General features: G+C 69.4%; 9 protein-coding genes and 1 pseudogene. 9 read left to right on the forward strand and 1 reads right to left on the reverse strand.

Annotation, left to right across the window (positions count from 1 at the left end; genetic code table 11):
* The first annotated feature begins 11 nt into the window (after positions 1 to 11).
* Together AC067A_RS00650 and AC067A_RS00655 are read left to right on the forward strand one after the other, a co-directional pair.
* Positions 12 to 1,163 (forward strand): glycoside hydrolase family 18 protein, encoded by a 1,152-nt coding sequence (locus AC067A_RS00650; RefSeq protein ID WP_478612550.1) that lies wholly within the window; start codon positions 12 to 14, stop codon positions 1,161 to 1,163.
* Between the two features lie 78 nt (positions 1,164 to 1,241).
* Positions 1,242 to 2,078, forward strand: a complete 837-nt coding sequence (locus tag AC067A_RS00655; protein WP_478612553.1) for a transglutaminase domain-containing protein — start codon at positions 1,242 to 1,244, stop codon at positions 2,076 to 2,078.
* Positions 2,079 to 2,130: 52 nt separating this feature from the next.
* On the opposite strand, the pseudogene AC067A_RS00660 reads toward AC067A_RS00655, so the two are convergent.
* A pseudogene (locus tag AC067A_RS00660) lies at positions 2,131 to 2,301 on the reverse strand (2Fe-2S iron-sulfur cluster-binding protein); the annotation flags it as partial.
* 382 nt (positions 2,302 to 2,683) lie between these two features.
* On the opposite strand from AC067A_RS00660, the gene AC067A_RS00665 reads away from it, so the two are divergent.
* The 7 genes from AC067A_RS00665 to AC067A_RS00695 all read left to right on the forward strand — a co-directional run bounded on the left by AC067A_RS00665 (position 2,684) and on the right by AC067A_RS00695 (position 13,964).
* A complete protein-coding gene (locus AC067A_RS00665) occupies positions 2,684 to 5,056 on the forward strand; it encodes an ABC transporter family substrate-binding protein (RefSeq protein WP_478612556.1) in 2,373 nt (790 codons plus the stop codon).
* A gap of 272 nt (positions 5,057 to 5,328) precedes the next feature.
* Positions 5,329 to 7,230 (forward strand): translational GTPase TypA, encoded by a 1,902-nt coding sequence (typA, locus tag AC067A_RS00670; protein ID WP_478612559.1) that lies wholly within the window; start codon positions 5,329 to 5,331, stop codon positions 7,228 to 7,230.
* A gap of 890 nt (positions 7,231 to 8,120) precedes the next feature.
* The gene (locus AC067A_RS00675; protein WP_478612562.1) at positions 8,121 to 9,761 is read left to right on the forward strand and encodes a peptide ABC transporter substrate-binding protein; all 1,641 of its coding nucleotides are present in this window, start codon (positions 8,121 to 8,123) and stop codon (positions 9,759 to 9,761) included.
* A 173-nt stretch (positions 9,762 to 9,934) separates the two neighbouring features.
* A complete protein-coding gene (locus AC067A_RS00680) occupies positions 9,935 to 10,867 on the forward strand; it encodes an ABC transporter permease (RefSeq protein WP_478613465.1) in 933 nt (310 codons plus the stop codon).
* The gene (locus AC067A_RS00685) at positions 10,860 to 11,813 is read left to right on the forward strand and encodes an ABC transporter permease (RefSeq protein ID WP_478612564.1); all 954 of its coding nucleotides are present in this window, start codon (positions 10,860 to 10,862) and stop codon (positions 11,811 to 11,813) included. Before AC067A_RS00680 ends, AC067A_RS00685 begins: the two co-directional genes overlap by 8 nt.
* A 14-nt stretch (positions 11,814 to 11,827) precedes the next feature.
* Entirely contained in the window at positions 11,828 to 12,883 is a 1,056-nt protein-coding gene (locus AC067A_RS00690) for an ABC transporter ATP-binding protein (protein WP_033201321.1), read from the forward strand.
* Positions 12,876 to 13,964 (forward strand): ABC transporter ATP-binding protein, encoded by a 1,089-nt coding sequence (locus AC067A_RS00695; RefSeq protein ID WP_478612567.1) that lies wholly within the window; start codon positions 12,876 to 12,878, stop codon positions 13,962 to 13,964. Before AC067A_RS00690 ends, AC067A_RS00695 begins: the two co-directional genes overlap by 8 nt.
* Positions 13,965 to 14,043: the final 79 nt, after the last annotated feature.

Raw genomic sequence — 14,043 nt, forward strand, 5'->3', positions numbered from 1 at the left:
AGGGGGAGGTTATGTCCGGGTATGAGGTGCCGCGACCGGACGGAAACCGTTTCCGGCCGCCCGGCGTCACTGTCAGTGGCCGCCTCTACGGTGGTTCCAGTGGCGTGACGACCTTCGGGGGGCTCGGGTTGAACGGACGGCTGCGGCGGTGGTGGCGGCTGGGGCGCTGGTGGGTCCTCGGCCTCGTGCTCGTCCTCGTCGTGCCCCCGCTCTTCGGGGCCCTCGCCCTGCGCGTCAGCTACGCGGGCGACCTCAGGGACGACGCCCGGACGCGCGGCAAGGACGCCTTCTGGATCGGCCACGCCTGGGTCGACGGGCGCAAGAAGGACGCCGACCTCACGGCGCTCGCGGCCCGGCTCAAGGGCACGGGGATACGCGACCTGTACGTCCACGCGGGGCCCCTGGAGCACGACGGCACCCTGCCGGCGTCCCGGTACCCCCGGGCGAAGTGGCTGGTCGACGGGGTGCACCGGACCATGCCCGGGATACGGGTCCAGGCCTGGCTGGGCGACATCCTGGCCACCGAGGGCCCCGTGGGCCTGCGCCTGGAGGACGCCGGGTCCCGGCGGGCCGTGGTGGGCTCCGCCCGGCAGGTCCTCGACGCCGGCTTCGACGGCGTCCACTTCGACCTGGAGCCGCTGCACTCCGACGACCGGGACTACCTCTCCCTCCTCGACGACCTCGGCAAGCTGACCCGGGCCCGTGAGGTCCCGCTCTCGGTCGCCGCCCACCAGATCGACCCGCTGCCGGGCGCGCACACGGCCCTCGGCGCGGTCAGCGGCAACGGCAGCGAGAAGTGGTGGTCGCAGGAGTTCTTCGGCGAGGTCGCCCGGCGCGTCGACCAGATCGCCGTCATGTCGTACGACACGTGGATGCCCCTGGAGAGCCTCTACGGCGGTTACGTGGCCCAGCAGACCAGCCTCGCCCTCGAAGTCACCCCCGAGTCCACCGACCTGCTGATGGGACTCCCCTTCTTCCACGAGGACGACCTGGGCCACCACGAGAACGCGGAGACCGTCGCCGCGGCCGTCAGGGGCGCGAGACTCGGCCTCGGTCGCACGGACCCGGGCCGCGAGCGGTTCGGCCTCGCCCTGTACGTCGACTTCGCCGCGCGTGAGGGGGACTGGGACGCCTACCGCGCCGGCTGGCACCGACCGGCGTGACCCCGGCCGCCGGGGTGCGGCGGGGCGGAGGATGGGGCCGAGCGGCCCATCCGGGCCGTCGCCGAGGGGGAGTACGCCATGACCAGCCGTCTGCTGATGCCTGTCAGACCCGTCAGGCCCGTCCGCGGCCGGGCCGGGGAAGCGCCCGCACCGGAGGTCGCCGGGTCCACCCGGCCCACCCCGATCCTGGACCGGGAGCATCCGCTCGTGACCGCCCTCGTGGCGCGGGTGCTGCGTGAGTCCGAGGCGCGCGGAGCGGTCACGGACCGGTCCCGGCTCCAGGTGGCGCACGGCATCCTCGTCTCCGCCGTACGCCCGGTGTACTCCGTCGAGGACCGGCGCCGGGTCTCGCGCACGCTGCGGCTCGGCCGCGGTTCGTGCAGCCAGCGGATGGCCGTCCTGGAGGCGGTGGCGCGGTCCCTCGGGGTGGAGACGCGGGTCCGCGGCCTGCTCGTCGACGGCTCCTTCTGGTACCCGAGGTTCCCGAGGCTCCGCGCGTTCGTGCCGGAGGAGGTCCTCCTGGCCTGGCCGGAGTTCCGCCTCGACGCGACCGACGCGACCGGCGGCGACGCGGCCTGGGTGCCGATCGCCGAGCTGTTCACCGGCCTCGCACCGACCGGGCACGGCGGCGGGTTCACCAACTCCGGCGCGGAGACGCTCTTCGAGGCCGTCGCCCGGACCACCGTCGACTGGGACGCGCCGGCCGCCTGCGCCGGCTCCGCCCCCTGCGACCTGTCCGCCCACCTCCGCACGGACCTGGGCCGCTTCGGCTCCCGCGACGAGCTCTTCGCCCGGCACGGCCAGACCATGTGCCGCACCGCCCGCACCCTGGCCGAGCCCGTCCTCGGCCGCTGGAGCGCGGGCGCGGGGACGCGTACGGACGCGGGCGGCGCGCCTGGGAGCTCCGCCGCCTGATCGTCTTCCCGAGCCGGACGAGCGGGTCGTACCTGTGGTCCACGACCCGCTCCTCGAGGGGGACGAACGCGGGGATCTCACGGGCCTTCGCGTAGTGGAAGGAGACGTCCGTGACGAGGTCGCGGATCACCGGGAAGGCCCGCAGCGGGGTCACGGTGACCACCTCGTCCCGGCCGAAGACCGACATCCGGATCATGCACATCAGCCGCGGCCGCCCGTTGAGACGAAGGCGAGCAGTCCGGCCGCGGTGGCGGCGGGGGCGAGCCCTCCGCCGCGAGGGAGCGCTCCGGCTGTCCGACGGTGCGGACCAGGTCGTCGAGGCAGCGCTTGACGGCCACCGGATCGTGCTGGACGGACATGGGTCGCCCCCACTTCCGCGAGCGGATTCGGCAGGAGTGTCGCGCGTCACATCGTGCTTGGGAAGCCGTGTGCGCGGGGTTCCGCTCGCCCTGAGCGCTCGGTCGGGGGCGCTGAGCCGCACGAGTGGCGTTTTCCGGCTGTGCCGCCGTGTCGCCGTGGCCGAAACCGATCCGTCCTTTTCAGTGTATGAGCAATAGGTCTGATCATCTCCAAATGGAATAAATCTGGACGAAGGGGTACAAGTCATGTCCCAGATCGGCGCCCCTCGCGGGAGGACATGCTCCAGGAGCCCCCGCTCCCGCACGCTCCGCTCCGTCGCCACCCTCACCAGTGCGGTCCTCGCCGTCACCGTGCTCGCCGGCTGCAGCTCCGACGACGAGGCCGACGGATCCCCGGTCGCGGCCCAGGACAACGCACCCGCCGCGCGCGACGAGGTCGCCGACGGCGGCACCGTCCGCTGGGCGATCGACGCGCTGCCCACCACCCTCAACACCTTCCAGGCCGACGCCGACGGCGCCACCTCCCGCATCGCCGCGGCGGTGCTCCCCTCCCTCTACACGCTCGACGCGCGGGGCCGGCCGCAGCGGAACCCCGACTACCTGGAGTCGGCGCAGGTCGTGGAGACCGAGCCCAAGCAGGTCGTCCTCTACAAGCTCAACCAGCAGGCGGTGTGGAGCGACGGACGCGAGATCGGGGCGCCCGACTTCGTCGCCCAGTGGCGGGCCCTGAGCGGCCGCGACACCGCGTACTGGACCGCCCGCAACTCCGGGTACGAGCGGATCGAGAAGATCGAGCGGGGCAAGAACGACCTGGAGGTCCGGGTCACCTTCGGAAAGCCGTACGCCGACTGGCAGTCCCTCTTCACCCCCCTGTACCCGAAGCAGGTGATGGGGTCCCCGAACTCCTTCAACGACGGGGCGCGCACCACCCTCAAGGCCACCGCAGGACCGTTCCTGCTGAAGGCGATCGACCGCAAGGCCGGCGGCGTCGTCCTCACCCGCAACCCCCGCTGGTGGGGTCAGACCGCCAAGCTCGACAGCATCTTCCTCGCCGCCGTCCCCCGCGCCGGCCGGGCCGCCGCCCTCGCCGCCGGAAAGCTCGACCTGGCCGAGATCGACCGGTCCACGGCCGAACGGATCTCCCTCGCCCTGCGCGACGCCCGCGCCGGCAGGAACGGGGCGCAGGCCGCCCTCGCCCACGGCCCCGGCTCCGGGATCACGCCCTCCAAGGCCCTGAAGTCCTGGGCGCTCGCGCACGGCTCCGACGACGAGAAGGCCGGGGAGCTCCGGGCGGCCCGCACCAAGAACCAGCAGGCCATCGCCGCGTACGCCACCGCCCAGGACACCCTGGCCGGATACCGGGTCCGCAAGTCCCTCGAACCCGCCTACACCCAGCTCTCGCTCAACGGCGAGTCCGGACCGCTCGCCGACGAGCGGGTACGGCGCGCGGTGGCCCGCGCCATCGACCGCCAGGAACTGGCCGAAACCGTCCTCAAGCCGCTCGGCCTCCCGGCACGGCCCCCCGGCAGCCATCTGGCCCTCGCCGGCCAGGCGGCGTACGCGGACAGCAGCGACGCGCTCGGCGACCAGGACACCAAGGAGGCGCGGGCCCTCCTCGCCGACGCGGGCTGGGTCCCGGGCGGCGCGGTCAAGAAGCCCACCGGCACCAAGGCGGGCAGCGAGGCCGAGAAGAAGGCCAAGGCCGAGAAGGCCGAGAAGGCCGAGGGCGGCTCCACCGACGCCAAGAAGAAGGGGAGCGACACCGCCTCCGACGAGGGCCTCTACATCGTCGGCGACGACAAGCCCGGCGACCGCCGCGCCGCCGCCGTCGGCGCGAACGGCCCCGAGAGCGGCAGCGACATCCTCGCCCCGGCCCCCGCCGCCGCACGCCAGAGCGCCGCCCTCCTCGCCCGCGCCGAGGCCCTCGACACCGGTACGGGCTCCGGAGCCCGCGCAGGCGTCCACTCGGCCGTCAAGCCCGACCGGGGCGTGGCCGGGGCCTACGCCCCGCGCGGCACCGCCGCCCCCGTCACCGCCCCCGACGCGGCGAAGGCCCTCGGCAAGGACGGCAAGGCCCTCAGTCTCCGCTTCGTCCTGCCCTCGGGGCCCGGCTCCGAGGCGCTGCGGGCGGTCGGCGACCGGATCGTCCGGATGCTCGACGCCGTGGGCATCCGCACCGAGGTGACCAAGGTCTCGGACGACAGCTTCTTCAAGGACCACATCGCGTCCGGCGACTACGACCTCGCCCTCTACTCCTGGCCCGCCACCGCCTTCCCCGCGACCGACGCCCGTCCGATCTTCGCCAAGCCCGAGCCCGCCTCGGACGGATCGCTCCTGGTCGAGCAGAACTACTCGCGGGTCGGCACCGACCGCATCGACCAGCTCTTCGACCAGGCCGCGGGCACCCTCGACGAGGAGGAGGCGCGGGATCTCGTCCGCCAGGCGGACGCCCGGATCTGGGCCGCCGCCGGCTCCATCCCCCTCTACCAGCGCCCCCAGCTCGTCGCCGCCAAGGCCGAACTGGTGAACGCCGGGGCCTGGGGTCTGGCCGGCCCCCGCTTCCAGGACATCGGCTTCAGGAAGCCCGAAACCTCCAAGGGTGACGAACGAAACCGCTGAAACCTCCGAAACCGCAGGTCACAACCTCAGAAGCAGCTCAATTTCCTTGCCCGCCGGCGAACCCGGCGGGCAGGATCGCGTCGGCCCTTTGACCCGGTCGCACGACCCTCCCCACACCCTTGAAAACTCCCAGTAGACCCTCTCGGAACCCGGGCGGGGAAGCCCCTTGCGCGGCAGCCCCGTACCATAGGACATAGCCGTGGCGCGTCCGCCCGGCGGGCGTACGAGGAACTGACGCCGCATCCCACGATCCGAGAGAAGCGCAAGCACCCATGCCCACGCGCCACGACATCCGTAACGTCGCCATCGTCGCCCACGTCGACCACGGCAAGACGACCATCGTCGACGCCATGCTCAAGCAGGCCGGTGCCTTCGCCGCCCACCAGCAGCTCGACGACCGCATGATGGACTCGAACGACCTGGAGCGTGAGAAGGGCATCACGATCCTCGCCAAGAACACGGCGGTGAAGTATCACCCCAAGGACGGCGGGGCCCCGATCACGATCAACATCATCGACACCCCCGGCCACGCCGACTTCGGTGGCGAGGTCGAGCGCGGTCTGTCGATGGTGGACGCGGTCGTCCTCCTCGTGGACGCCTCCGAGGGTCCGCTCCCGCAGACCCGCTTCGTGCTGCGCAAGGCGCTCCAGCAGCGCAAGCCCGTCATCCTCTGCATCAACAAGACGGACCGCCCGGACTCCCGGATCGACGAGGTCGTCAACGAGACCTACGACCTCTTCCTCGACCTGGACGCGGACGAGGACCAGATCGAGTTCCCGATCGTCTACGCCTGCGGCCGTGACGGCGTCGCCTCGCTGACCAAGCCGGAGAACGGCACCGTTCCCGCGGACAGCGACAACCTGGAGCCGTTCTTCAGCGCCATCCTGGAGCACGTCCCGGCCCCGGTGTACGACGAGGAGGCCCCGCTCCAGGCCCACGTCACCAACCTGGACGCCGACAACTTCCTCGGCCGCATCGCGCTGCTCCGCGTCGAGCAGGGCGAGCTGCGCAAGGGCCAGACGGTCGCGTGGATCAAGCGTGACGGCACGATCTCCAACGTCCGCATCACCGAGCTGATGATGACCGAGGCGCTCACCCGCAAGCCCGCCGAGGTCGCCGGCCCCGGTGACATCTGCGCCGTCGCCGGTATCCCCGACATCATGATCGGCGAGACCCTGGCCGACCCGGAGAACCCGATCGCGCTTCCGCTGATCACGGTCGACCAGCCGGCCATCTCCATGACCATCGGCACCAACACCTCGCCGCTCGTCGGCCGCGGTGGCACCGGCAAGGGCGCGGACGCCAAGTCCGCGGTCAAGCAGCGCAAGGTCACCGCCCGCCAGGTCAAGGACCGCCTGGACCGCGAGCTGATCGGTAACGTCTCGCTCCGCGTCCTCGACACCGAGCGTCCCGACGCCTGGGAGGTCCAGGGCCGCGGTGAGCTCGCGCTCGCCATCCTGGTCGAGCAGATGCGCCGCGAGGGCTTCGAGCTCACCATCGGCAAGCCGCAGGTCGTCACCAAGCTCGTCGACGGCAAGGTCCACGAGCCGGTCGAGCGCCTCACCGTCGACGTGCCCGAGGAGCACATGGGCGCGGTCACGCAGCTCATGGGCGTCCGCAAGGGCCGCATGGACAACATGTCGAACCACGGCTCCGGCTGGGTCCGCATGGAGTTCGTCGTTCCGTCCCGTGGCCTCATCGGCTTCCGTACGGAGTTCCTCACCAACACCCGCGGCACGGGCATCGCCCACTCGATCCACGAGGGCCACGAGCCGTGGTTCGGCACGCTGACGACCCGCAACAACGGTTCGCTGGTCGCCGACCGCGCCGGTGCGGTCACCGCCTTCGCGATGACCAACCTCCAGGAGCGCGGCGTCCTGTTCACCGACCCCGGCACCGAGGTGTACGAGGGCATGATCGTCGGCGAGAACTCCCGCTCCGACGACATGGACGTGAACATCACCAAGGAGAAGAAGCTCACCAACATGCGCTCCTCCTCGGCCGACTCCTTCGAGGCGATCGTCCCGCCGCGGAAGCTGTCCCTGGAGCAGTCCCTGGAGTTCTGCCGCGACGACGAGTGCGTCGAGGTGACCCCGGAGGCCGTGCGCATCCGCAAGGTCATCCTGGACCAGAACGCGCGTGGCCGTGCGACCTCCCGCGCCAAGAACAGCTGACGGCGTTCGCACCAAGGGCAGTTGAGGTCCACCGGCCTCAGGTCTCCCTCAAGTGACGCCACGGCGAGCGCGAGCGCTCGCTCGTGTGACTGGGCCCCGGCGGTTGCGCCGGGGCCCAGTCGTACGGGGGCGGCTGTCGCCGTTCCGCGTACCGAACACGGGGATCGATCCTTTTGACCAGAAGGATGCAGGAACTCGCGGCGACGCCGTCCAGGGCGGGGGCCATGGTCGTGGCCCTTCCGGGGGCGGGCGCGAGCGCCGCGGGCGACCCGATGTGCAGCCCGAACACGACCAAACTGGTGTGGTCGAACGTGAAGAAGGAACGGGTCGTCACCCACAAGAGGACCATACCGAGCTCAGCGAGGGCGGGCTGCGGTGCACCGTCCGGCCTCCGGCAGGCACCCTTGCGGCGGTGGCGGAGGCCAGGTATTGCTGAACCCCGCACGATGATCGACGATCGGAAGCCCGACACTCCTGACGGAGTGTCGGGCTTCCGGCGGATGTGACGTCCGACACCACGTCAGGAGGGCGTCGTCGCGAGGTCCGCCGTCAAGTCCAATACCCCACCCGGCTGTCCGGATACCGGGCGTCGCTCTCCGGAACGTGTATTAACAGTCCGTTTCGGGGGTGTCTGTCTGAACTCACTTTGTCCGGATTTCGGTATCCGAGGCCCGAGTGATGTTGTCAAAACGAGACCGCTTAAGTGTGGTTTACGGCCCGGACGTACTTAATAGTTGGCTCCATTGAGCTCGGGTCAATGGGTCACGCACTGTGGGGAGTGCCGACTCACGAGCACACTTGGGGCACATGAGTGCAACGCCGTCAGGGGTGTCGGCAGCACTCGAAGTGCCCCCCATGTAGCGACATAGTGGACTCATGAGGAGGAACCCATGCGCGGTGCCAAGAGCGCCAAGTGGGTAACGGGCGCGATCATCGTCGCCCTGGCTGCTACCGCCTGTGGCGGGGGCAAGAGTGACGGCGGCTCGGACGCCAAGGGCGCTGTGGACCCGAACGGGATCTTCACCACCGACCTTGGTGAGCCCGAGAAGCTGCTGTACACCGGCGACACGATGGAGTCGAACGGCGCCGGCGTGATGAAGGCGATCTACTCGAACCTCGTCGCCTACAAGGCCGACGGTTCGCTGGAGATGGTCAACGCCGAGTCGCTCACCACGACCGACTCGAAGACGTGGACCGTCAAGCTCAAGCCGGGCTGGACCTTCCACGACGGCACCCCGGTCACCGCGAAGTCCTACGTGGACGCGTGGAACTGGAACGCGCACATCGACAACGCCATGGGCCTCTCCTCGTGGTTCTCCGACATCGTCGGTTACGACAAGGTGCACCCGGACGCGGAGGGCGCCAAGGCGACCGCCAAGACCCTGGCCGGCCTGAAGGTGCAGGACGACAACACCTTCACCATCGAGCTGACCGCGGCCGTCCCGTACTTCGGTCACAAGCTCGCGTACACCCCGTTCGCGCCGCTCGCCGCGTCCTTCTACGCGAACCCGAAGGCCGCCGCCGAGAAGCCGGTCGGCAACGGTCCCTACAAGTTCAAGAGCTGGGACCACAAGAAGCAGATCGAGATCGTCCGCTTCGACGGCTACAAGGGCCCGAACAAGGCGAAGAACGGTGGTGTGATCTTCAAGAACTACACCACCCTCGAGACCGCCTACGAGGACCTGAAGTCGGGCAACCTCGACGTCATCCGCCAGATCGGTCCGAAGGACCTCCCGGTCTACCACCAGGACCTGGGCAACCGCGCGATCGACGCCGACCACGCGGCGATCCAGTCCATCGCGGTCGCGTTCTACGCCGACCAGTGGAAGAAGCCGAAGCCGGTCGACGTCCGCGTCATCCAGGGCCTCTCGATGGCGATCGACCGCGCCACCATCACCAAGACCGTGCTCCAGGGCACCCGCGAGCCGGCGACCGGCTGGGTCCCGAAGGGCATCCTGGGCTACCAGGAGAACGCGGCGGGCGAGGTCACCAAGTTCGACCCGGCCAAGGCCAAGGAGCTCATCAAGGCCGGCGGCGGCGTTCCGGGCAACAAGATCTTCATCCAGTTCAACGCGGATGGCGGTCACAAGGAGTGGGTCGACGCTGTCTGCAACAGCATCACCCAGTCCACCAGCGTCGCGTGCGTCGGCGACAGCAAGACCGACTTCCAGGCCGACCTGACTGCCCGCAAGCAGAAGCAGGTCAAGTCCCTGTACCGGTCCGCCTGGTCGCTCGACTACCCGGTGAACTCGAACTTCATCAAGGACCTGTTCCTGACCACCGCGGCGGGCAACCAGGGCGGCTTCTCCGTCAAGGAGCTGGACGCCAAGATCCTCGCGGCGGACTCCGCTCCCACCCTCGAGCAGTCGGTCAAGCAGTACCAGGCTGTCGAGAAGGAGCTGGTCAAGTACATGCCGTCGATCCCGCTCTGGTACTACAAGGTCAACGCGGGCCACTCGGAGAAGGTCTCCGGTGTGACGTACGGCCAGGACGGTGACCCGATCCTGGACACCGTCGAGGTCAAGAAGTAATCACCCAAGCGTAGTCCGCACGCCGCCACGGGGCTGACAGGGCGTCAGCCCCGTGACGGTGCCTTACGCAGCGGCCGGGGGGCCCTTCCCAGACAACCCATGCCTGATATCCGGGCGTGCCGTGTCGGGGGAGGGCCCGTTGGTTGCCGCTGTCACATCTCAACGGAGGCATGATGGGGCGTTATGTCGCACGACGACTGCTCCAGATGATCCCGGTATTCCTCGGGACGACCCTGCTGATCTTCCTCATGGTGCACAGCCTGCCCGGTGACCCCGTGCTGGCGATGTTCGGCGACAAGGGCGCCGACCCGGCGACGCTCGCCGCCAAGCGCCACGAGCTGGGTCTCGACAAGCCGACATGGCAGCAGTACCTGTTCTACATGCGGGACATGCTCCTGCACCTGGACTTCGGCACCCAGATCCGCAACGGTCTGCCGGTCACCGATGTGCTGGGCGACGCGTTCCCCATCACCCTCCAGCTGGCCACCCTGGCGTTCGCCATCGAGCTGATCTTCGGCATCGGCCTGGGTGTCATCGGCGGCCTGCGTGCCGGCCGTCTCGCGGACAACCTGATCCTGATCTTCACCCTGCTGATCATCTCGATCCCGGTCTTCGTCCTCGGCTTCATCATCAAGATGGTCTTCGCCTTCAACCTGGGCTGGATCGACCCGAACGTCAGCACCGAGCCGCAGTGGGGCGAGCTGATCGCGCCGGCCATCGTGCTCGGCTTCCTCTCCCTCGCGTACGTGGCGCGCCTGACCCGTACGTCCATGGCGGAGAACCTGCGCGCCGACTACATGCGCACGGCCGTCGCCAAGGGCCTGCCGCGCCGCCGCGTCATCGGCGTCCACCTGATGCGCAACTCGATGATCCCCGTGATCACCTTCCTCGGCACCGACATCGGCGCCCTCATGGGCGGCGCGATCGTCACCGAGTCGATCTTCAACATCAAGGGTGTCGGCGGTGTCATCGCCGAGTCGATCTCCCGTCGTGAAGGCGCCACCCTGGTCGGCCTGGTCACCATCCTGGTGATCGTCTACCTCGTCACCAGCCTGCTCATCGACCTGCTGTACGCGGTCCTGGACCCGAGGATCCGGTATGCCTGACGTGACCAAGACCGCCACCGCAGCCCAGGGCGCCGTCGCCACCCCCTCGGTGGACGCGTCCGTGCCGGTGGAGAAGCCGGAGAAGGCCCGCAGCCTCTGGGGCGACGCCTGGGCCGACCTCCGCCGCAACCCGTACTTCATCGTCTCGTCGGTGCTGATCGCGCTGCTGCTGCTGATCTCGGCGTGGCCGACCCTCTTCACCAGCGCGTCCCCGACCGCCGGTGACCTGGTCCACCACTTCCTGAGCAAGCCCGAGCTGACCAAGGTCGGTTCGCCGGACTGGCTCGGCTACGACCAGCAGGGCCGTTCCGTCTACGCCCGACTGATCCACGGCACCAGCGCCTCCGTCACGGTCGGCATAGCGGTCACCGCGATCGTCACCGTCGTCGGCGGCATCATGGGCATGATCTCGGGCTACTTCGGCGGCATGATCGACGCCGTCCTGTCCCGGCTCACCGACGTCTTCTTCGGCATCCCGTTCCTGCTCGGCGCCATGGTCGTCCTGCAGGCCTTCGTCGAGCGGACCGTCTGGGTCGTCGTCTTCGCCCTCGCGTTCCTCGGCTGGACCCAGATCACCCGCGTCATGCGCGGTGCCGTGATCACCGTCAAGCAGGCCGACTACGTCCACGCGGCGAAGGCCCTCGGCGCCGGCACGACCCGGATCCTCTTCCGGCACATCCTGCCGAACGCCATGGCCCCCGTCATCGTCGTCGCGACCATCGCGCTCGGCGGTTACATCTCGGCCGAGGCGACCCTGTCCTACCTGGGTCTCGGCCTCGCCGCCCCCACCGTCTCGTGGGGTGTCGACATCTCCGCCGGTGTCGCCCAGATCCGAGTGGCCCCGCACGTCCTGCTCTGGCCCTCGATCATGCTGAGCATCACCGTTCTGGCGTTCATCATGCTCGGCGAAGCCGTCCGCAACGCCCTCGACCCCAAGCTGCGCTGAGGAGGGCGTAAAAGATGAGCATCATCGACAAGACCGCGGCCGTCCCGGCGCCGCGCGGCGGCGACCACACCGGTCCGCTGCTCGAAGTCCGCGACCTGCACGTCGAGTTCCACACCCGTGACGGTGTGGCCAAGGCGGTCAACGGTGTCAACTACTCGGTGAACGCCGGCGAGACCCTCGCCGTCCTCGGCGAGTCCGGCTCCGGCAAGTCCGTCACCGCCCAGGCCATCATGGGCATCCTCGACATGCCGCCGGGCAAGATCCCGCAGGGCGAGATCCTGTTCCGCGGCGAGGACATGCTCAAGATGTCCGAGGAGGAGCGCCGGAAGATCCGCGGCCGGAAGATCGCGATGATCTTCCAGGACGCGCTGTCCTCCCTCAACCCGGTCCTCACCGTCGGCTACCAGCTCGGCGAGATGTTCCGGGTGCACCACGGCATGTCCAAGAAGGACGCCAAGGTCAAGGCCATCGAGCTGATGGACAAGGTCAAGATCCCCGCCGCCAAGGCGCGGGTCTCCGACTACCCCCACCAGTTCTCCGGTGGTATGCGCCAGCGCATCATGATCGCCATGGCGCTCGCCCTGGAGCCGGACCTGATCATCGCCGACGAGCCCACCACGGCTCTCGACGTGACCGTCCAGGCCCAGGTCATGGACCTCCTCGCGGAGCTCCAGCAGGAATACAACATGGGCCTGATCCTGATCACCCACGACCTCGGCGTCGTCGCCGACGTCGCGGACAAGATCGCCGTGATGTACGCCGGCCGGATCGTCGAGCAGGCGCCGGTGCACGAGCTGTACAAGCGTCCCGCGCACCCGTACACCCGCGGTCTGCTGGACTCGATCCCGCGCCTGGACCAGAAGGGCCAGGAGCTCTACGCGATCAAGGGCCTGCCGCCCAACCTGCTCAAGGTGCCCACCGGCTGCGCCTTCAACCCGCGCTGCCCCAAGGCCGACGACCTCTGCCGCACGGAGATCCCGGCCCTGGTGCCGGTCACCGAGCAGAACGGCGCGGACCTCCCGGGCCGCAAGAGCGCCTGCCACTTCTGGAAGGAGACGATCCATGGCTGACCTCAGCACGAACGACGAGGCCGTGGCCGCCGCTCTCGACGCCCCTGTGGGCCGCGGCGAGCCGATCCTCCAGGTGCGCAACCTGCAGAAGCACTTCCCGCTGACGCAGGGCATCCTGTTCAAGAAGCAGGTCGGTGCGGTCAAGGCCGTGGACGGGGTCTCCTTCGACCTCTACCAGGGCGAGACCCTCGGCATCGTGGGCGAGTCCGGCTGTGGCAAGTCCACGGTCGCCAAGCTCCTGATGAACCTGGAGCGGGCCACCGCCGGCGAGGTCTTCTACAAGGGCCAGGACATCACCAGGCTGTCCGGGCGCGCGCTGAAGGCCGTCCGCCGCAACATCCAGATGGTCTTCCAGGACCCGTACACCTCGCTGAACCCGCGCATGACGGTCGGCGACATCATCGGCGAGCCCTTCGACATCCACCCCGAGGTGGCCCCCAAGGGCGACCGGCGCCGCAAGGTGCAGGAGCTGCTCGACGTCGTCGGTCTGAACCCGGAGTACATCAACCGCTATCCGCACCAGTTCTCCGGCGGTCAGCGCCAGCGCATCGGCATCGCCCGCGGTCTCGCGCTCAACCCCGAGATCATCATCTGCGACGAGCCGGTCTCGGCCCTGGACGTCTCCGTCCAGGCGCAGGTCATCAACCTGATGGGGAAGCTCCAGGACGAGTTCAACCTCTCCTACATCTTCATCGCGCACGACCTGTCGATCGTCCGGCACATCTCGGACCGCGTCGGCGTCATGTACCTCGGCAAGATGGCCGAGATCGGTACGGACGAGCAGATCTACGAGCACCCGACGCACCCGTACACCCAGGCGCTGCTCTCCGCGGTGCCGGTGCCGGACCCGGATGCCCGCGCGCACCGCGAGCGGATCATCCTGACCGGTGACGTCCCCTCGCCGGCGAACCCGCCGTCGGGCTGCAGCTTCCGCACCCGTTGCTGGAAGGCGCAGGAGAAGTGCTCCCAGGAGGCGCCGGTCCTCGCGATCCCGGCGCGCTTCAAGGGGCACGACGGCCCGGCCGCGCACTTCTCCGCGTGCCACTTCGCCGAGGAGAAGAACGTCGTTCCGACGCACTGACGCACCGAGCGCATGACGAAGGGGCGCCCCCGGTCCACACGGACCGGGGGCGCCCCTTCGTCATGCGCCGACGGCGGGG

It is taken from the genome of Streptomyces sp. NPDC043176 (assembly GCF_056436715.1).